Annotated in this window: 14 protein-coding genes; 5 read left to right on the forward strand and 9 right to left on the reverse strand. The window is 58.5% G+C overall.

Annotated elements, in window-relative coordinates; all coding sequences use genetic code 11:
• The coding region (locus tag WBR57_RS02345) for a hypothetical protein (RefSeq protein ID WP_424081783.1) at window positions 1-116 on the reverse strand (116 nt) is incomplete at its 3' end.
• A 12-nt stretch (window positions 117-128) separates the two neighbouring features.
• A complete protein-coding gene (locus WBR57_RS02350; protein WP_424081750.1) occupies window positions 129-896 on the reverse strand; it encodes an SDR family NAD(P)-dependent oxidoreductase in 768 nt (255 codons plus the stop codon).
• 205 nt (window positions 897-1,101) lie between these two features.
• Between WBR57_RS02350 and WBR57_RS02355 the strand changes: the two genes are divergently transcribed.
• The 4 genes from WBR57_RS02355 (at window position 1,102) to WBR57_RS02370 (ending at window position 6,445) form a co-directional block, all read left to right on the forward strand.
• Window positions 1,102-1,995: a bestrophin family protein gene (locus WBR57_RS02355; protein WP_424081752.1), complete on the forward strand. Its 894-nt coding sequence runs from the start codon at window positions 1,102-1,104 to the stop codon at window positions 1,993-1,995.
• Window positions 1,996-2,071: 76 nt separating this feature from the next.
• Window positions 2,072-3,130, forward strand: coding sequence for a tetratricopeptide repeat protein (locus WBR57_RS02360; protein WP_424081754.1), 1,059 nt, complete (start codon window positions 2,072-2,074; stop codon window positions 3,128-3,130).
• 145 nt (window positions 3,131-3,275) lie between these two features.
• A complete protein-coding gene (locus WBR57_RS02365; RefSeq protein WP_424081756.1) occupies window positions 3,276-4,778 on the forward strand; it encodes an ATPase domain-containing protein in 1,503 nt (500 codons plus the stop codon).
• Window positions 4,775-6,445 (forward strand): response regulator, encoded by a 1,671-nt coding sequence (locus WBR57_RS02370; RefSeq protein ID WP_424081758.1) that lies wholly within the window; start codon window positions 4,775-4,777, stop codon window positions 6,443-6,445. Before WBR57_RS02365 ends, WBR57_RS02370 begins: the two co-directional genes overlap by 4 nt.
• A 39-nt stretch (window positions 6,446-6,484) precedes the next feature.
• Here WBR57_RS02370 and WBR57_RS02375 read toward each other — a convergent pair whose 3' ends face one another.
• The 6 genes from WBR57_RS02375 to WBR57_RS02400 all read right to left on the reverse strand — a co-directional run bounded on the left by WBR57_RS02375 (window position 6,485) and on the right by WBR57_RS02400 (window position 16,832).
• Window positions 6,485-10,123, reverse strand: a complete 3,639-nt coding sequence (locus WBR57_RS02375; protein ID WP_424081759.1) for a hypothetical protein — start codon at window positions 10,121-10,123, stop codon at window positions 6,485-6,487.
• A 141-nt stretch (window positions 10,124-10,264) separates the two neighbouring features.
• The gene (locus WBR57_RS02380; RefSeq protein ID WP_122540302.1) at window positions 10,265-10,642 is read right to left on the reverse strand and encodes a response regulator; all 378 of its coding nucleotides are present in this window, start codon (window positions 10,640-10,642) and stop codon (window positions 10,265-10,267) included.
• Between the two features lie 78 nt (window positions 10,643-10,720).
• Window positions 10,721-11,914: a hybrid sensor histidine kinase/response regulator gene (locus WBR57_RS02385; RefSeq protein ID WP_424081762.1), complete on the reverse strand. Its 1,194-nt coding sequence runs from the start codon at window positions 11,912-11,914 to the stop codon at window positions 10,721-10,723.
• Window positions 11,908-12,507: a chemotaxis protein CheB gene (locus WBR57_RS02390; protein WP_424081764.1), complete on the reverse strand. Its 600-nt coding sequence runs from the start codon at window positions 12,505-12,507 to the stop codon at window positions 11,908-11,910. The genes WBR57_RS02385 and WBR57_RS02390 overlap by 7 nt, the downstream gene beginning before the upstream one ends.
• On the reverse strand, window positions 12,504-13,334 hold the full coding sequence (locus WBR57_RS02395) for a CheR family methyltransferase (protein ID WP_424081766.1): 831 nt from the start codon (window positions 13,332-13,334) through the stop codon (window positions 12,504-12,506). The genes WBR57_RS02390 and WBR57_RS02395 overlap by 4 nt, the downstream gene beginning before the upstream one ends.
• Complete coding sequence (locus WBR57_RS02400; protein WP_424081768.1) at window positions 13,335-16,832, reverse strand: response regulator; 3,498 nt, start codon at window positions 16,830-16,832, stop codon at window positions 13,335-13,337.
• A gap of 276 nt (window positions 16,833-17,108) precedes the next feature.
• Between WBR57_RS02400 and WBR57_RS02405 the strand changes: the two genes are divergently transcribed.
• A complete protein-coding gene (locus tag WBR57_RS02405) occupies window positions 17,109-20,345 on the forward strand; it encodes a hypothetical protein (RefSeq protein WP_424081770.1) in 3,237 nt (1,078 codons plus the stop codon).
• A gap of 31 nt (window positions 20,346-20,376) precedes the next feature.
• Here the strand turns inward: WBR57_RS02405 and WBR57_RS02410 are convergent, their stop codons facing one another.
• On the reverse strand, window positions 20,377-20,583 hold the full coding sequence (locus tag WBR57_RS02410; RefSeq protein ID WP_424081787.1) for a hypothetical protein: 207 nt from the start codon (window positions 20,581-20,583) through the stop codon (window positions 20,377-20,379).
• Window positions 20,584-20,622 lie beyond the last annotated feature (39 nt).

Raw genomic sequence — 20,622 nt, forward strand, 5'->3', positions numbered from 1 at the left:
ACGGCGGCACGGATCGCGGCGGCGCCCAGCTGCGGCGCAGTCAGGCCCTTGAGGTCGCCCTGGAACCCGCCCATGGGCGTGCGCACGGCGCTGACAATCACGATGGGATCAGTCATGGGTCACTCTCCTTATTTGGCGGCCATGCGCAAGGCACCGTCGAGGCGGATCACCTCGCCATTGAGCATGCTGTTTTCAATGATGTGCCGCACCAGCGCGGCGTACTCGGCAGGCTTGCCGAGGCGTGGCGGGAACGGCACGCCGGCGGCCAGGGAGTCGCGCACTTGCGGGGTCATGCCGGCCATCATCGGCGTTTCGAAAATGCCCGGGGCGATGGTCATCACCCGAATGCCGAAGCGCGCCAGTTCACGCGCGGCAGGCAGCGTGAGGCTGGCAATCGCGCCCTTGGAGGCGGCATAGGCGGCCTGGCCGACCTGGCCGTCAAACGCCGCCACCGAGGCGGTATTGATGATCACACCGCGCTCGCCCTCTGCATTCGCTTCAGTTTCGGCGATGGCCGCGGCTGCCAGGCGCAACAGGTTGAAGCTGCCGATCAGGTTGACGTTGATCACCTGGGCAAAGCTGGCCAGGCCATGGGGGCCGTCTTTACCGAGGATTTTCTCGCCCCGCACGATGCCTGCGCAGTTGACCAGCCCATGCAAACCACCAAAGGCCTCGACGGTGGCCTGCACCGCCGCTTGGGCAGCGGCTTCCTGGCTGATGTCTGCGACTGCGCTGCGCGCGTGCTCGCCCAACTGCCGGGCCTTGACCGCGACGGCGTCGGCGTTCAGATCCACCAGCATCACCTTCGCGCCGGCCGCTACCAACATGTCAGCCGTGGCCGCGCCGAGGCCTGACGCGCCGCCGCTGACGAGGAATACCTTGTTTTCAATCTGCATTGTTATTGTTTCCTTGAACGGAGTCTGAATCGTCGAAATAGTCGCCCTGGCGCGTGGCGGCGGCAATGGTCAAAGCCTTCAATATAGTTGACTGGTTTGGCCAATCATCGATCCGGCTGATCAGCCGGTCAGCCCAAGCGATTGGACGCCCGCTGCACAAGCTTCTAGTCTGATGGGCTGCGCCACCGAAGAAGCCTTCCCCCCGATGATTGTGCGTCCCAAACCCAACCTGCTGGGCATCCTGTTCTCCCTCAAAGGCTCGATTGCCAAGCGTATCGCCCTGCGCAGCCTGCTGGTTACGCTGCTGGCCTCGGTGATCGTGCTGGTGGAAACCCTGCACCCGGCGTATTTCTCCAAGGTCAACGCCACGCCCTTTACCTTGCTCGGGCTGTCGCTGTCGATCTTCATGAGCTTTCGCAACAACGCCTGCTATGACCGCTGGTGGGAAGGCCGCAAGCAGTTGGGGCAGATGATCATTGAGGTGCGCTCGCTGATTCGCGAAACCCAGGTAGTGAGTGATCCGGCTGAGCGTGCGCACCTGCTGCGCGCGCTGTGTGGGTTTGCCCATGGCCTGATCGCACGCTTGCGCCATGAAGATGAAGCCCGAGCGATAAAACCCTGGGTCGATTTGGATGAAAGCCACCCCAACCTGCCCGACAAGGTGCTGCAACAGGTCGGTGCGCGGTTTTCCGAATTGACCGAGCACGGTGTGCTCAGCGAATGGCGCTACACCCAACTGGAGACGCGGCTGGTCAGCCTCAGCCAGGTGCAGGCCGCGTGCGAGCGGATCAAGACCACGCCGCTGCCCTTCCCCTATACCTTGCTGCTGCACCGCACCATTTACCTGTTCTGCATTCTCCTGCCGTTCGCCATGGCCGAACCCCTGGGTTGGCTGACGCCGGTCTTCACCGCGATCGTCAGCTACACGTTTTTCGGCCTCGATGAAATCGGCGATGACCTCGAAGACCCGTTCGGCTTCGACGAAAATGACCTGCCGTGCAATGCCATACTGCGCACCCTGGAGCGCGAAGTCCTCGCCGCCCTCGGTGAAACCGACTTGCCGCCGGCGCTGGAGCCGGTGGAATACGTGCTCACCTGATACGGGTTTGACACCTGCCCTGGTCTGACCGAAGCTGACGGCTTTGCTCTAGCTGCCCAAGCTTTCGGACGCCTGCATGTCAAAGTCACGCCGTAACGCCCTCGTCGGCCTGTGCGCCCTGTTGTTGATTGTGCTGTTGACCTGGTATTTCTCGCGCTCCACCCAGGTGCAAGTACCTGCCGCTATTGCCCATGGTTATTCCAAAGCCTTGAAACAGGCGCACAACGGTGAGCCTGGGGCCGCGCGCGTGCTGTATCAGCAATTGGGCCGCCCGGACCTGTCGCCCGAGCGCCGCGCCGCGCTGCACGCCGAGTTGCCCAACTACCCCAGCCCACAGGCGTTGAAGCTCGCCGATAAGGACCTGGGCAGCGAATCGCCGCAGGTGCGCGAGGCGGCTATCCACAGCATTATCGGCCTGGTGCCGAGCGGCCAGCGCACGCTGCTGCTCGGCCCTGTGCTGGACGACCCGGAACAACGCGTACGGTTTGCCGCTGCGAATGCCTTACTCGGCCTGTCCCCCGACACCCTGGGCCTGTATTTCGGGCCTTTGCAGCAAGTGCTGGAAGAATTCGTCAAGCACCTCAAGGCCCAGCCGGAAACGGCCGAAGGCTGGATTCAACTGGCACGCCTGTACATCCACAGCGCCCTGCTACCCGACGCGCAAAATGCCCTGGAACAGGCGATGCGCCTGCAACCGGACAACCTGCAAGCGGTGGTGGCGCAGATCGAGTTGCTCGACAAACAAGGCAAGACCGACGACTCCCGCCAACTGCTGGCGCGGCAACTGGCGGCGCACCCTGAATCGGCCTACCTGCAACACGCCCTCGGCATGTGGCTGCTGCACCACGGCGAACGGCCCTATGCGCTGCTCGGCCTGTCCAAGGCGGTGGAGCTTGAGCCGGACAATCAGGATTATCGCTACGACCTAGCCACCACCCTGCACGCCCAGCAGGAACTGGAAGCCGCCCAGCGCCAGTTGGAAGAGATCATCCAGCGCCACCCGGCCAATCGCAAGGCGCGGGTGCTGCTGGTCAATTATTGGAAGGAAAGCGGCCAGCTGCAGAACGTCCAGGTGTTGCTGGCCCAGCTCGAGCAACAGAACCCTGACGATCCGGCACTGCAGCAAGGTCTGTAGGCGCGGCAGGTTTTTTTCATAAATCGTGCAAGCCACCGCATTTTGCGGGAACAGTTTGAACCGCCGCAGAGCGCTACGGTCAAGAGAACATGGCGCGTTCATATGGACGCGCATCCTCTACTCGTATGTGACCTGAGGGCACTTCTTGTCTACATCCAAAGCGCAATTATCCGAAAAAGCGGCCACCGGTATCGAAGGTCTTGATGACATTCTTTCCGGGGGGCTATCGCGCAGCCACCTGTTCCTGCTGGAAGGCGAACCCGGGACGGGCAAAACCACCGTAGCCCTGCACTTTCTGCAGGCCGGGGCGAAAAACGGTGAACGATCGCTGTACATCACGCTGTCCGAAACCGAGCGCGAATTGCGCCAGGGTGCCGAGTCTCACGGTTGGGACCTGGATGACAATATCCATATCTTCGAACTGACGCCGCCGGAGAGCCTGCTCGACGCCGATCACCAGCAGAGCCTGCTGTATTCCTCCGACCTGGAGTTGGGCGAGGCCACCCGGCAGATCTTTGAAGTGGTGGAACGGGTCAAGCCGACCCGCGTGGTCATCGACAGCCTTTCGGAAATCCGCCTGCTCGCGCAAAGCTCGTTGCGTTACCGCCGTCAGATCCTGGCGATCAAGCATTACTTTGTACGCTACGACGCCACCGTGCTGCTGCTGGACGACCTGACCACCGAATCCCTCGACAAAACCGTGCACAGCGTGGCGCACGGGGTGATTCGCCTGGAAGAACTGACCCCCAACTACGGCGCCGAGCGCCGTCGTGTGCGCGTGGTCAAGTACCGTGGCCAGAAATACCGTGGCGGCTTTCATGACTTCACCATCATGCAAGACGGCATTCATGTGTTCCCACGCCTGGTCGCCGCCGAGCATCGCGGCGGCTATGTACGCCAGACCTTGAGCAGCGGCATCCGAGAACTGGACGCGCTGATGGGCGGCGGGGTCGAAACCGGCTCCAGCAGCCTGATCCTCGGACCGGCCGGTACCGGTAAATCGCTGATCTCGATGATCTTTGCCGCCGCCGCCGTGGCGCGTGGCGAAAAGGCTGCGTTGTTTATCTTCGATGAAGAACTGGGACTGCTGTTCGAACGCATGAACAACATGGGCATCGATCTGAAGGCGCTGCAGGCAACCGGCAACTTGCTGATCGAGCAAGTGGATGCCGCCGAATTGTCGCCCGGCGAGTTTTCCCACCGTGTGCGCCGTTGCGTGGATGAGCGCGGGATCAAGACCGTGGTGATCGACAGTATCAACGGCTATCAGGCTTCCATGCCCGAAGAGAACGCACTGATCCTGCACATGCACGAGCTGCTGCTGTACCTCAACCGCCGTGGCGCGGCGACGTTCATGACCGTCGCGCAGCACGGACTGGTCGGCGACATGCAGGCGCCCGTCGACATCACTTACCTGGCCGACACGGTGATTCTGCTGCGTTACTTCGAAGCGCTGGGCAAGGTCCGTCGCGCCATTTCGATCATCAAGAAACGCACCGGCGCCCACGAATCGACCATTCGTGAATACCGTATCAGCGGCCAGGGCATGACCGTCGGCGAGCCTCTCGACAACTTCCAGGGTGTATTGCGTGGCATCCCGACCTACATGGGCGCCGGATCGCCATTGCTCAAGGAAGACAGCGCGTGACGGCAATTTCACCTGTCTACGAGCGTGCAATCGTCCTGGCACCGATGGGCCGTGACGGCTCATTGGCGCTGATGATGCTTAACGAAGCTGGCTACAGCGGCATCATTGCCAGCAACCTGGTAATGCTGTGTGAAGAATTGGAACACGGCGCGGGCCTGTTGATCATTGCGGCCGAAGCGCTACGCGGCGCGGACCTTGAACCACTGCTGGAGCATCTGCATCATCAGCCCGCGTGGTCTGACTTGCCGATTGTGCTGATGACCCATCACGGCGGCAGCGAGCAGAATGGCTCCACGCACCTGAGTGGGTTGCTGGGCAACGTGACCTTCCTCGAACGGCCGTTCCACCCCGTGACGTTGATCAGCCTGGTGAGTGCCGCCCTGCGCGGCCGCCGTCGGCAATATGACGCGCGTGACCGGCTGATTGACCTGAGCGAAAGCGAACTGCGTTTGCAGCGTACCCTGGAGACCCTCGAACAGCAGGTCGAAGAGCGTACCGCGCAGCTGCGCAGCAACGAAGAAGCCTTGCGCCAATCCCAGAAGATGGAAGCCGTCGGCCAGTTGACCGGGGGCATCGCGCACGATTTCAACAATATGCTGACCGGCATCATTGGCAGCCTGGAGCTGCTGCGCAGGCGCGTGTCGCGGGGCAAATTGGACGACCTCGACAGCCTGATCGACCTGGGCGTGACCTCGGCCAACCGCGCGGCCGGCCTGACCCACCGCCTGCTGGCGTTTTCCCGGCGCCAGTCGCTGGATTCCAAGCCTGTCCAGATCAACGAGCTGGTGACCTCGATGGGCGAGCTGCTGCAACGCAGCATCAATGAAAGCATCACCCTGGAAATGCGCCTGACCGACCAGCTCTGGACCGCCGAGGCCGACCCCAACCAACTGGAAAGCGCCCTGCTCAACCTGGTGATCAACGCCCGGGACGCCATGCCCAGTGGCGGCAGCCTGATCGTCGAAACCACCAACCGCCACCTGGACAGTGTCTTCACCGCCGCCTATGGCACGCTGACGCCCGGCGACTATGTGGAGCTCAGCGTCAGCGACACGGGCTGCGGCATTGCGGAAACGGTGATGGGCCGCGTGTTCGACCCGTTCTTTACCACCAAACCCATCGGCCAGGGCACCGGCCTGGGCTTGTCGATGATTTACGGTTTCGCGCGTCAATCCAAGGGCCACGTGACTATCCACAGTGAAGTGGATAAAGGCACCACCGTTACACTGTTTTTACCGCGCTATGTCGGCGAAGTGGTTGCAGACCGGGCGCTCAACCCTGCGCTGTTGCCTTACGCCGTCAGCGGCGAGACGGTGCTGATCGTCGAGGATGACCCTGCCGTGCGCGTGCTGGTCAGCACCGTGCTCAAGGAACTGGGGTATTCCTATGTCGAGGCTGGGGATGCGAATGCTGCGCTGCCGATCATCGAATCTGAGCAGCGCATTGATCTGATGATCAGCGACGTGGGGCTGCCGGGGATGAATGGGCGGCAACTGGCGGAAATCGGCAGGCAGCTTCGCCCGGACCTCAAGGTGTTGTTCATTACCGGTTATGCCGAGCATGCCGCGGTACGCGGTGGGTTCCTCGACCCCGGGATGCAGTTGATCACCAAACCCTTCACCTTTGATCTGCTGACGGAAAAGGTCCGTGAGATGATCAGGGCTTAAGGGCAGAACCCGCCAGGGTCTGCCCTTTGTTGGCACTTATCAGCTCCAGCTTGAAACGCGCGCATTGATCTCGCTGGAGGGAGAGTAGGAAAAATCGTAGCCCTCCTTGTCCATCCACCCTTGAATTCTCGAAGCGGTGCCGGGGTCTTGCTTGATCACAAGTGACTCACCGACAACTTTGATTTCAGCGGATTGCGATAAAGCTGCCCGGTCAAATGTGCTGCTGTTGCTGGAGTACAGCACCTTCTTTCCATCAGAGGTTACCTGGACGTAAACCGTATGGCCGGCGCTTCCAGTGCTTCGTTTATGAAAATTGATAAAGCCTGATTCTTTGATGCTATCCAGATCAACTGTTTTATGGATCTTGTCTGGGCTGATGCCCATTGCTTCGTTCCATTTAACCGGATAACCCTCGTATTTAACGCGAACCCCATTGTGGTTACCTGCGTCCAATATCTGATCGTAAATGCGCGGTGACAGCGCCTTCTCACCCTGCCCCGCGCGTAACGCGGTGTCATAGCAACGGCCCTTATCCGAGCCGATTTTTTTATAGTTCTTAGTCATGTTGGCCTGCATGGCTTTCTCAGTGATTTTTGCCGGCTGTACGTTTTTCAATGGCCGGCCAAACAAGCGCCTGGTCCCGGGATTAAACGCTACCAGTTTGCCTGAATCGTCATACTTGGCGAGGGTCGTGTAAGCCGCCACCCCGTCGCTGCCCCTTACAGTGCCTTCTACCACGTCAGCCCTTCGAGAGGCCGCCTGCAGTTCTTGTTGGTTAAAGTGAGCGCTCGGCGGGATGGATTGACTGCCGCTGGCACGCGGTGTCGTCACGCTCGGCGTCTCCGGCCTGCGGAAATTCTCCAGCAGGGATTTACCCAGGGGTCTACGTGCAACGTTCCCACCTTTAACTGCGCCGAGACCCTTGCCCAACCCGGCCGTAGTAAACAGCATCACGACGTCAAAAATCACATCCGCAGCGGCGTCTTTGTAATTGCCTGCCACTAAGTTATACGCAGCTGAAGCGCCAGGGATGACGCCCAAAATAATATCCCGGGTGATTTGCTGACTGATCTTTTCCTCATCAAAGGTCGTGACGACTTGGGTAAAGTCTTTCACCGATGCCAACGAATAGCCCCTGATCACCCTATCCGAGAGCACCTTGCCCAGGTACTCACTGCGGTCACTGGAGAACGACTTGGGCACTTCATTGCGGTCGGCGACCCCCTTCTCCTTGTCAGCGTCACCTGCACTTGGGTTGATGCGCCAGATTGCAGGCGCGGTAAACGTATGTGAGATTCCAAGCGTTGTTTTAACCTCGGGGCCCTGAAGTCCTTCCTTGAAGCTGTCCTTGAGATCATCGCGCCTACGCACTGCGCTGTTCAACGGGTCAAAATCGTAGTAAGTCACTGAACCATTACGCACGGTTTTAACGATCAGCGCCTGCTCGGTTGAAGACCTCTGCTCGACCCCTGTTATGAGCCCCTTTGGCGTGAGCGTGTCGCTGCGCGATGACACGCCTCGCTGGTAGACCGTCAGGTCGCCCCACTCGATGTTTTTTCGGTCCTCGAGTGGCAGCTTGGCAATAAGGTTTTTAGTGACACTGCTCCAGCCCTTTGACAGGTTACGCGCGTAGGTCGCAAAGGCTGCATCATGCTTCTCGATCGGGTCCGGCAGCGAACCGAGCTTTTTGATCATATCCACGGTGATGGCCGGGTCCGAGGACGACCAGACAAAATCGCCCTGTTTATCGGACAGGTAAAGATCCAGCATCGAATAGCTACCCTGCGCAATCGTTACGAGTTTTCTTTCGTCGTTCAACACCATTTTTTTCTTGTGGACGCTCTTTTTCTCAAAATCGATGGGTCCGAACTCGGCTCTGAGCTCGGCCAATGCGACTTCGCGTTGCGTGGGGGGAAGAGCGGCAATGGCGTCCACCGAATCCATCATCGCTTGCTCCTGGCTCGCGATTGATTGGTGCGCCGCTTCCAATTGTTCATTCGTGTAGGGCCCTTGCAAGGGCAGGACGCCGCGAGCTCTGCTCCACTCTATGGTTGCTGACAGAGCGGTTTTCTTCTGTGTGTCCCGCTCTTGATCGGTAATCGGGTCAATGCCGCCGGCAGCGGAGATCTGATCAAAGTTCATGCGCGCACTGGCGCCTGGGTTCGTTGCTTCAATGCGAGCCACTGCGGCCTTGAGGTTGAACCACACGTTCGACCCATACGTCACACTTGCCCGGCCAGGGACCAACAGCTCAGGTGCGACGCGACTCAAAAGCAGCATAGCTGCAACGGGCGCGGCCTCTGGTGTGGTGAGCTCAGCGTCTTTCAGATGCGCTATCAGCCGTTGCTTGATCACGGATAAGGGCTGCCCATAATGCTCGGGCGCCGCAAGGTCGAAACCCGCGACATGGTGCTCTTTCGGGTCTTCCAGGCTTTTGGCGTCCAGCGTGATCGCTATTGCCGTCAGCAATATCTCCCGAGGCGTGGCGTTGGCAGCTGCTTCGCCCATGCGCAGCTTTAGCGCTTCACCTAGTAGAAGGGAGTCTCGGGAGTCGAGTATGTAATCCATGATCGCAGTGAAATCGCCTTGATTGACTATCCCACGAGGCACGTTTTTCAACAGCGCACCTAATACGTCAGTTGTGCCGAGCCTGGACGCGTCATTCAGGACGGGCAGTGGCGGTTTATTATCAGCGACGATCCGAAACAGTTGGGCTTGATCCTCTATTGGCATGGGAATAGGCCATCCCAGTGTGCCACTGAAGTTGCCGTCCCTGGGCAGGGGCAATTTAGGGGCCGCCAAGGCGGCTATAAGATTTTTCAGCTCATCCGGACTTTTTGGCGAATACCATTTATTTGCCGTAATCACGTTCTCCAGGCTGGCAAATGGTAAGTTGCCATCGCTCACATAAGTCGAGTAATGATCCAAGGTCACTAGGGTAGTGGCTAAATATTCGTCAACAGATTGTTGTTTTGACGGGACGTATGCCCTCAGCTTTTCCAACACGTGGTGTTCATTGATACTATCGCCCAACTCACGTTTGAGTTGCTCAAGAAGTTCAGGTGATTGGGCCTCTACATTCACATAACTGGTAGGCCCCGGCACATCGAACGACTGATTGCGTTCAAGCTGTGCGGCTCGAGCCAGCGTTTCTTCTTTCCGGTCAGGCATCAGGGACTCGCCGTGAAACCGGGCAACATCAATCAGCCGCGCCACGGTTGGATCGGTTGGCAGCGCGCTGCCGTACAGGCCCAGCGCCTTCGCCGCCGCCATCATGGGGCTGATGACCTCCCGCCAATCCAGCCCCTGTTTCGCGCCCTCCAACACCTTGCGCTCGCCGTTGATCGTAACGGTCAAGCTGTCGGCGTAATGGTCAATCTGGATGGGCTTGGTAGTATCGATATTTTTCGATCTTGCCCAATTCACAAATTTCGGGCTTTCAGTGGCATGAAAGAGGAACGACCACCACGCACCAAATGCTGAGTCACCCGGGATACCTGAAAGAGTTTCGTTGCCCGTATGAGTCTGCACCGCACGTCGAATGGCGCCGGCGTATAGTTGTAAAAGGCGTCTGTCGCCCGTTGTGGTCGACGGCTGCGCTGGCGGTTCGAAAACAGGCGCAGTCGGTGAGTAATTCACTGCAAAGCGATGGCTGGAAGAAATGCTGGGGAGGGACATAGGTAACCTTCTGATAATCCATTGACGAGGTTCACAATGAACAATGCTCATTGATGACTTGATTAATGGTTCTGGTCTTCAGAAGGTTCCTGATTAGATGTACGTTAGATGTACGAACAATGTTGCTGGTCGAAACTCAGTTTAGGCCAGCATCCGCTGAATGTGCTCCTGCAACGTATCCAGATCAAACGGTTTGGCCAGGATCGGCGCATTGCGCGTGATCGGGCTGTTGCAGTCGAGAATTTCCTGCGGGTAACCACTGATAAAGATAACTTTCAATTCCGGTCGCAATTTGATCGCCGGCTCGGCAATCTGCACCCCGGAAATCCCGCCCGGCAGGCGGTAGTCAGTGACCATCAGGTCCAGGTGCGGCTTGGTCGCAAGGATCTCAAAGGCCTGCTCGCCGTTGATCGCCTTCAAGACCCGATAACCCAGGCCCGCCAGGTACTCACCCAGCACAAACATAATGGATTCGTCGTCCTCGACGATCAAAACGACATCTTGCGCATCTTCACTCATGGGAAGCCTTTGTCCGGTCAATTGCTGCAATTACGACCATGGGGTCACGCAGAGGTTGCGTCGGGCTGACGATTGATTTCATACCGATGGCTCAAGCGGCAGGCACACCCGAAACAGAGCGCCCTCGCCTATCTGGCTCTCGACCTCGATGGTGCCGCCATGGGCCGCAACGATCTGCTCTGAGATGAACAGCCCAAGGCCAAGACCCGCTGACACCTGGCTGGCAGAGACACGCTCGAACTGCTGAAAAATACGCTTCTGGTTTTCTGCACTGATCCCGATACCGTGGTCGCGCACTTCCACGCGCGCTTCACCGTGTTCGCAATAGACCCGCACTTCCACCGGGCTTTTGGCCCCGTAGCGCAACGCGTTGGTCAACAGATTGGTGACCACCTGCTCGATGCGGAACTCATCCCAGTTGCCTTCCACCGGCCCTTCGACTTCCAGCTGCATGGACGATTCCGCCGCCGCCACTTGCGGCGCGAAGTTGTCCACCAGGTTGCGCACCAGTTGCGCCAGGTCGAAACGCCCTGGGCGAATCGACAGTTTGCCGGTGCGGATGCGCGACACGTCGAGCATGTCTTCGATCAGACGGATCAGGCTCTGGATCTGGCGCTCGTCGCGGTCGACCATGGCGTGCATCTTGTCCAGTGTAAACGCGGCGGCGTTGTCGCGGGCCAGGTGCATCTTGCGCAGTTGGGTCTCGAGGATCAGGCCGTTGAGCGGCGTACGCACTTCATGGGCGACGATCGACATGAAGTCATCACGCATGCGCACTGCCTGCTCCAGCTCGGCCTGGGTGGCCTGCAGGCGCGTCAGCAGCAGTTCCTGTTCACGCCGGGCGCGTTCCAGGGCTTCGAGCTGCTGCTTCACCGCCTTGCTCTGGCGGTACAGGTCGACGAACACATTGACCTTGCTCTTGACCGCATGGATATCCAGCGGCTTGTGCAGGAAGTCCACGGCGCCGCTTTCATAGCCCTTGAACGCGTAATTGAGTTCGCGGCCGGCGGCACTCACAAACACGATGGGGATGTTCTTGGTCTTTTCGGTGCCGCGCATCAGTTCGGCCAGCTCGAACCCGTTCATGCCGGGCATCTGCACGTCGAGAATCGCCATGGCGAACTCGTGCTCCAGCAACAGGGACAAGGCTTCGTCGGCGCTCAATGCCTTATAGACCTGGCGATCCTCGCGCTTGATCAGCGCTTCAAGGGCCAGCAGGTTTTCCGGCAGATCGTCGACGATCAGCAGTTTGGCCTGGACAGTACTTAACATGGGGAAGGTTCCAGGGAAGCCAGCAATGTAGCAATGCGGCTCAAGGTCAGAATATGGTCAGGTGTATGCAGAGCCAGGGCCGCCAGCGGCATCACGGCGATGCGTGCTTCCTTGGGGTCCTGGACAACCGTGGTACCACCCGCTTGCTTGACGTGCGCCAGCCCGTGGGCGCCGTCCTGGTTGGCGCCGGTCAGCAGAATCGCGAGCAGGCCCTTGCCGTAAGTGTCGGCGGCGGACGCGAACAGGTAATCGATGGCCGGCCGCGAATGGTGCACGCGGTCTTCCTGGCTCAGGGACAAACTGCGATCGAGCTCCACCGAGAGGTGGTAACCAGGCCCGGCGACGTACAGCGTACCGGCCTTGAGCACTTCCTTGTCCTGCCCCTCGCGCACCGGGATCCGCAGGCGCCGCGAGAACACTTCGGCCAGCTGGCTGCGGCGCTCATCCGGCAGGTGCAGCACGGCAACGATCGGCAGGCCGAAACGCTCAGGCAACTCGCCGAAGATGGTCAGCAACGCCTCTACGCCGCCGGCGGAGGCGCCGACGACGATGGCTTCAATCCCGTGAATCGGGCCCGTTTGCGCCTCGTTCATGATTTTCGGTAGATCCGTTCCTGCTTGACCAAGGGTTCGAATTGGGTGCTGTAGGCGGAAAAATCCAGGGTTTCCTTGCTGCCCAGCACCAGGAAGCCGCGATGACACAGCGACTCATGAAACAATCCAAACGCGCGATCCTGCAATTTTTTATTGAAGTAAATCAGTACGTTACGACATGAAATTAATTGTGTCTCTGAGAATACACTATCCGTCGCCAAGCTGTGGTCGGCAAAGGTCACGTTTTCACGCAGGGTCTTGTCGAAAATCGCATAATCGTAAGCGGCGGTGTAATAGTCGGCAAACGAGCGCTGCCCGCCGGCCTGCTGATAGTTAGCCGTGTATGCCCTTACATTCTCCAGGGAGAAGATACCCTGTTTGGCTTTATCCAGCGACGCCGGATTGATGTCCGTGGCGTAGATGATCGTGCGTTCGAGCAGGCCTTCTTCGCGCAGCAGGATGGCCATGGAGTACACCTCCTCACCCGTGCTGCAACCGGCGATCCAGATCTTGATCGACGGGTAGGTCTTGAGCAGCGGCACGACTTCCTGGCGGATCGCCAGGAAGTGCGACGGGTCGCGGAACATCTCGCTCACCGGGATCGTCAAGAACTGCAGCAGTTGCATGAACGCTGCCGGGTCATGCAGCACCCGCTCCTGCAGCGCGGAAATCGTCGCGCAGTCAAACTGGCGTAGGGCATGGGCCACGCGACGTTTGACCGACGCACCGGAGTAGTCGCGAAAGTCATAGCTGTACTTGAGGTAAATCGCCTCGATCAACAGGCGCAGCTCAATATCGCTGCTTTTCTCCAAAAAACTTCGCTCCACTTAAATGCGTTCCATCTTCGGTAGCCATACGCGAATCAACGAGAACAACCGGTCCAGGTCAATCGGCTTGGCCAGGTAATCGTTGGAGCCCGCCGCCAGGCAGCGCTCCTGATCGTCCTTCATGGCCTTGGCCGTGACCGCGATGATCGGCAGCTTTTTCCAGCGCGGGTCCTGGCGGATCAACGCGGTGGCTTCGTAGCCGTCCATCTCCGGCATCATCACGTCCATCAGCACCAGATCGATATCTTCGACTTCATTGAGTTTGTCGATGGCTTCGCGGCCGTTTCGCCCGATCACCACCACCGCGCCTTTGTGCTCCAGGGCGCTGGTCAGGGCAAAGATGTTGCGCACATCGTCGTCCACCAACAGGATCTTGCGCCCCTCAAAGACCTTGTCGCGGCTGCGCGCAGTCTTGAGCATCTTCTGGCGGTCATGGGACAACTGCGATTCGACTTTGTGCAGAAAGAGTGTGACCTCGTCGAGCAGGCGCTCCGGCGAGCGTGCGCCCTTGATAATGATCGAGCGCGAATACTTGCGCAGTTCGGCTTCTTCGTCGCGGGTCAGGTTGCGCCCGGTGTAGACGATCACCGGTGGGAACGAGCAGATATCTTCGGTGGCCATGCGCTTGAGCAGCTCGTTGCCGAGCATGTCCGGCAGCTTGAGGTCGATGATCATGCAGTCGTAGATATTGGTGCGCAGCAGGTCCAGGGCCGCCTGGGCATAACCGACATCGGTGATCTCGATATCATCGTCGCCGATCAAGCGAGCAATGCTGTCGCGTTGCAGGTCATCGTCTTCCACCAGCAGTACGCGCTTGACCTTCTGGGTCAGCTTGGCTTCCAGGCGCGCAAACACATCCTTGAGCTCTTCGCGGGTGGTGGGCTTCACCGCATAGCCGATGGCGCCCATGTGCATGGCAGCTTCGACGCGGTCTTCCACGGAGATCACGTGCACCGGGATGTGGCGGGTATTTGCATGTTCCTTGAGGCGTTGCAGCACGGTCAGCCCGGAATGGTCCGGCAGGCGCATGTCCAGCAGGATCGCGTCGGGGATGTACTCTTCGGCCAGGCTATAGCCCTCGTCCGCGCCATGCGCTACCAGGCAGTTGTAGCCCAGCTCATGGGCCAGGTCGAAGAGGATGCGCGCGAAGTTCGGCTCGTCCTCCACCACCAGGATGCACCGCGTGGTGAACGGGGCTTTGTCGCGGTCATCGGCAAAGCGCGGGATCTGTTTGGCATCGGCCACCGGCAACGGCGAAATCGCGATAGGCTTGAGCGCCGGGGCCGCCACGACCTGGCGCGGCTGCTCGATGGGCGGCGCGTCCTCCAGGCGTTCAACGTAGTGTTCAGGCAATACCAGGGTAAACACACTGCCTTTGCCCGGTTCGCTGGTCACGCTGATATAGCCGCCGAGCAACGCGGCCAGGTCGCGGGAGATCGACAGGCCCAAGCCGGTGCCGCCGTAACGGCGGTTGGTGGTGCCGTCGGCCTGGCGGAAGGCTTCGAAGATGCTTTCCTGCTGGTCCGGCGCGATGCCAATCCCCGAATCGCGCACGGTAAAGGCGATTCCCTCGCCCGGCGCGCGGGACACCGACAGGCTCACCTCGCCCTGTTCAGTGAACTTGACGGCGTTGGACAACAGGTTCTTGAGGATTTGCTCCAGGCGTTGGCGGTCGGTAAACAGCATGCCCGGCGCGCCTTCCTGCACCTCGACCTGGAAGCCCAGCTTACGGTCGGCCGCCAGCGGTTCGAACATGCCGCGCAAGCCGTCGACCAGGCGCGCCACGCTGGAATTCTCCGGGCGCACTTCGAGCTTGCCGGCCTCAACCTTGGAAATATCCAGGATGTCGTTGATCAGGTTGAGCAGGTCATTGCCGGCCGAATAAATCGACTCGGCAAACTTGACCTGTTCGGCGCTGAGGTTTTCCTGGGGGTTTTCCGCCAGCAACTTGGCCAGGATCAGCGAACTGTTCAACGGTGTGCGCAGCTCGTGGGACATGTTGGCGAGGAATTCGGACTTGTACTTGCTGGAGCGCTGCAACTCTTCGGCACGGTCTTCCAGCTCGAGCTGGGCCTGGTTGAGTTCAACGTTCTTGCGGTCCATCGCGTCGCGCTGCTCGGCCAGGGTCTGGGTCTGTTCAGCCAATTGCTCGTTGGTCTGCTCCAGTTCAGCCTGCTGGGTTTCCAGGTGCGCCTGGGACTCCTTGAGGATGCGCGACTGCTCTTCCAGCTCTTCGTTGGCGGTCTTGAGTTCTTCCTGTTGCACTTGCAGCTCTTCGTTAAGCTGCTGGGTTTCGGCCAGCACTTCCTGCAACCGCTGACGATAGCGCGCGGCTTCAATCGAGGTGCCGATATTGCCGGCAATCAGCTCCAGCAACTCTACGTCGCGCTCTACCAGCGGGCGCAGGAAGCCCAGTTCGATCACGCCATTGACGCGGCCGTCATCGCTGGTCGGCACCACCAACACGCTGCGCGTCGCACCGTCGCCAAGGCCTGAGCTGACCTTGAAGTAATCCACCGGCACATCGTCCAGGCGAATCAGGCGATCCAACTGGGCAGCCTGGCCGACGATGCCTTCGTCGCTATAAATGGCTTGTTCGAGTTGTTCCTGCTCGCGGGAAAAACCATAGGTAGCGACGCGCTTGAGGCCACCGTGCTCTTCACGCACGTACACCGCCGCCACCGCCGAGCCCATGTACTGGGCAAAGAACTGCAGGATATTGCGCCCCAGCATGTTCAGGGTGAGTTGGCCGAGCACCTGCTCGGCGAGTTCGGTCTGGCCATTACGCAGCCACGCCTGCTGTTCCAGGCGCCGCGCGATCTTCTGTTGCGACTCGAGGTTTGCGCTGTAACTGTCTGACAGCGCCACCAAATTCTTTCTACCGATATACGCCAGAAATCCACTCAAACCGAGCACAAACGCCAGGTACAACGTGACGCTGACGACCGTGGTACGGGTGACCTCTTCATTGCGCGTGATGCGGAACTGCTGCTCCATCGCCACCGCGTCGTCGTATTCCTTGCGAATCTCATCCGTCAGGCGCTTGCCACGGCCGGCCTTGACTGCGCTGCGGTAGTCACCGCTTTCGCGCTGCATATCAATCATCGACTGGGCGTATTTATTCCACTCGGCTTGCAGGGCTTCCAGGCGCTTGAGGCGGTCCACCTGTTGCGGGTTGTCGGCCACCAGCTCCTGCAAATTGCGCAAGTCGGCAATGATCCGCGGCTTGGCGACCTCGTAGGGGTCGAGGAAATGCTCGTCGCCGGTAATCAGGAAGCCGCGCATGCCGGTTTCCAGGTCGACGGTCAGTTTGGAGGACTCGTTGAGGTTATTGATGACCCGGTCGGTGTGCTCCACCCATTGGATGACCGAGAGCAAATAGGTGATCAGACAGACAAAAAACACCGCGCTGAGCACGCCCACACCCAGGGGCAACGCCACGTTGCGGCTGAGCAGTGTTCGGAAGCTTTTTTCATCGACAGACGAAGCGGGAGTCATGGGCGTGCCTTGGCCAAGGGAGAAGAACGAGGAGTTTGCCCGAACTCAAGGGGCAAGGGCTACGTTTCTCCTTTGATTTGGCGAAGAAACCTACGTTTGGGGCGTTAGTTTCGAACAAATTCGGGGGTTTTTCGTCAGCTTACTTACACAGTTTATGACAGATCTGTGGCCAGGGCCTGGAACGACACTTCGCTCTTCCCACACTCAATCAGGCACCTCAGAACCAGGGAAGATCTTTTGGGCGCATTCACTTCTGACTAATCAAGAGTAAGCCGAATGAGCATGACACTTTCCCAGCAGCACGCGTACAACCCCAATGCGCTGGTCCTGCAGATTGATCCTCCTGCGCAAAATGAGCCAAGCACGCCAGCAGCATCACGCCCCCCGAGCTCCCCTGCCGCTGTTCAGCCGCCGCCCGTCAACACCTTGGCGCGACTGAATGCCGACAGGGAAGTTGTGCGCGAGGTGGCCGACAAGCTGCACGCTATGACTGCTACAACTGGCCGCAGCCAATCGGCGGTGTTTATACGAGCGATGGCCACGAGCACGGTGGCAATCAGCTCAGCGTCGTCCTACTACTCAGCCGAAACAAATCCTGAACGGCTGAGTAACCTCATCGGTAAACTTGGCTTTGCCGTGCCGCGCACTGTCCAGGCATGCATCGATTTAGCTAAAGAACTGGATCAAAAAGCCGCCGTGCAGCCGCTGGGCGATTTCGGTGGGGCAAGGTCCTGGCCGATACCAATGTCGAAAACGGACGAGGGCCGGCTCGCCAACTTTCTCTTCTCCGAAACAACCGGTGTGCCAGGCTTGCCGTTGCCGCGTGATGGCAAACGCACGTTGGGTTATCTATTGAGCGGCAGTTCAGTAACGCCAATTGATTTGCAAGACCCTCCAAAAGCCCTGGAAAAATTACTCACCAGCCCCAAGGCCTTGGCACTGGGGCAAGCCCTGCAAACGTATTTAAACGGCGCGCCCTCCGAGACCAGCATCTACGACTATTTATTGTCCGCGATTCATATCGGGCTCGATCCGAGCTCTGTGGCCTTGCAAGAACGCAACAAAGTCGATGAGGTCGACCTGATGCAGCCCTCATTTTGGGGCAAAACCGCGTCAACCGTGATTGCAAACCTGACCCGCAACCTTATCGCCAAGGGTCGAGTAACGGCAGACACCGCCAAACTGGGCGCCTATCTATTGTTGGCCAAGCAGGCGCCGCATCTTCTGATCAAAGACATTCCCGACAACATAACAGTCGGTAGCCATGCCTGGGCTTTCTTATCGATCGCGGCGGCCAGGATTGAAGCCGAGCGGCCAGGAACGGTAGCCAATATGTCGTTTGTCGACGTCATGAGCTATCCCGAACCCACTGGGGGACGATCGCTCGCCATCCAGCAAGCTGAGGCGAAAGCGATAATCGATTGGGGTATCGCCAATGGCGTTATCACAAAAGACGCCACCGACACATACACCCCCGAGCAGATCAATAGCGTTAGAACCCAATTCAACCAGCAACTTAATGAACGTCTCGACGCCTCAACAGAACTGGATAGAGAATTACCCTCGCTCAAACAAATCGCAATCAGCGAGCTGAATCAGCGATTTGACGGGCCGGAGGATCTTTACGAAGCGCAAGTACTGGGTACGGACCAATACCGTGGTAGTGCGTCGCAAACCGGCCTGGTTGGCGAGCATTCGATGTTGGATATCGCGATGATGGGCTTGCCCAACCTGCGACCTCTGGTGTCGAGCAACCCCCGCATCCCCGTTGAAGCGTTGAACAAAAACCTGCACTTTGACGCGCCAGAGGCCTTCAACCAACAGTTCAGCATGGCGATCAAGAAGAAAAAGTCCGCAGTGAACACCACGGTCAGGCACCTGATCTCACAGCTTCCCGCAGAAGATCGAAGGCAATTCGAATTTGGGAAAATCACGCTGTTTCGTGAAGGTTCTTACACGTTAGACGATGGCTTCCTTAATACATCGAGCAATGGAAATAAACCAGGTCTGATGGTTAAAACCGAACTTGAGGGTAATACCAAGGTTTACCTAATTGATATCAGTAAAGCCGCGATAGAAACAGGTGTACCTGCGCGTTTGGCAAGACACCGTGACGAACGAGACGCCAATGTGGTTTCTACCACGAGAGAGTTCAAGACAGAGGATGCCCCCAGTGGCCTTGGTCGTGAACGCCCGGCGAATAACTCACTGCCCAACACGTTCAACAGCGAGCGGACCCGCGAGATCGCCGGCGAATATGTCAAACACATTGACCTCGACAATCCCGCAGTAAAACAAGAAGCCCGTGGGCAGACCACCTTGGACAAGTTAAAAGGTGGCCCCAAGCCCTTGGAGGACTTCTTGTTAAACTTGATCCCGTTCAGATCAGCGATCGTCAACTATATAAAAGGAAACTACGGCGCGGGCACGGTCGACCTCGTGATGGACATATTCGGCTTTCTCACCGCTGGCGTGGCAACCGCAGGAAAGCTGGTCAAAGTTAGCGCGGCCGCCCTCTCTGCCGGTAGCAAAGCGTTAAAAACCGTCAAAGTTATCGGCGCCGCCACTATCGGCGCGCTTAACCCTCTGGATGGTGTGGGTAGTTTGGTCTACGGCGGGGCCAACCTGCTCCGTAAAGCCGGCAGTAAGCTGTATAACGTGGCCAACCTGCTCAAGGGCGCCACGGGAAGCTATGACCTGCTCAAGGCGGCCAGTAAAAATAATGGTGTCGTAGCCATTGGCACTTTCAAATTGGCAGAGCAGACCTTTGAAGGAGGGGCAGTGCTGAGCAACGGCAAATGGTATGCCTACAACCCGATCACCGATCGCCCCTATGGCAAACCGCTTGCCCTGTTTACCGCGAATAGCGTAGCCATGGGCGGCGAGATGCAAAAATTCAGAGTATTGAACCATGGCCTGGGCATGTCCGAGGATATGACAAAGCGTGGACTTCGCCTAACACTGGACGCTCACGGCGTTATGGCTGATGGGGAAAAGTCAGCATTGATGCTGGTGAATGGCGAACACATCTCGCCCTACCAGTTGCTCGACCAATTGAAGGCATCGAACGTTGACTTGAGCAAGTACACGGAGATCCGTTTAACCATGTGCAATTCAGGAACCGGCGCGGGACAGTCATTTGCGGCGCAATTTGCCAAGCTCACCCGCAAACCCGTCGAGGGGTACAAGGGGGTCATGTACACCAGCCAAGAAGTGGAAGATGTCGCGGCACGAATGTTCAAGAATGGCGGCGCCAAGCAGCGCGAGTTTATCGAGGACCATATAGTCGGGACCAAGAAATCCATCACCAAATACCAGTTAACCTATCAGCCCACCGAGAATCGCGGTTTATACACGCATCACCCGACTACAACCCTGTTAGCTTCGATGCTGATGGCAAACAGCTGGCAGCTAAACCGCTTCGTACACCCTATACGAGGGAGGCCTATAATCCTCCAGTGGTTGACGGAGATTCCAAGTCGACAATTGATTTATCAGAGTACGACGATTTGACGTAATCAATAATCCCCAAGTGCGTGTCGAGTCAATTGAATACGCGCAATACGGTGCGCGCGCAGACGCGCACTGTCACCCGCTCGGTGTGCTCCACCCATTGAAGAACCGAGAGCAAATAGGCGATCAGACAGACAAAAAACACCGCGCTGAGCACGCCCACATCCAGGCCCAACGCCACGTTGCGGCTGAGCAGTGTTCGGAAGCTTTTATCATCGACAGACGAATCGGGAGTCATGGGCGTGCCTTGGCCAAGGGAGAAAAACGAGAAGTTTGC

This window comes from Pseudomonas sp. (genome assembly GCF_049590575.1).
Lineage (GTDB): Bacteria > Pseudomonadota > Gammaproteobacteria > Pseudomonadales > Pseudomonadaceae > Aquipseudomonas.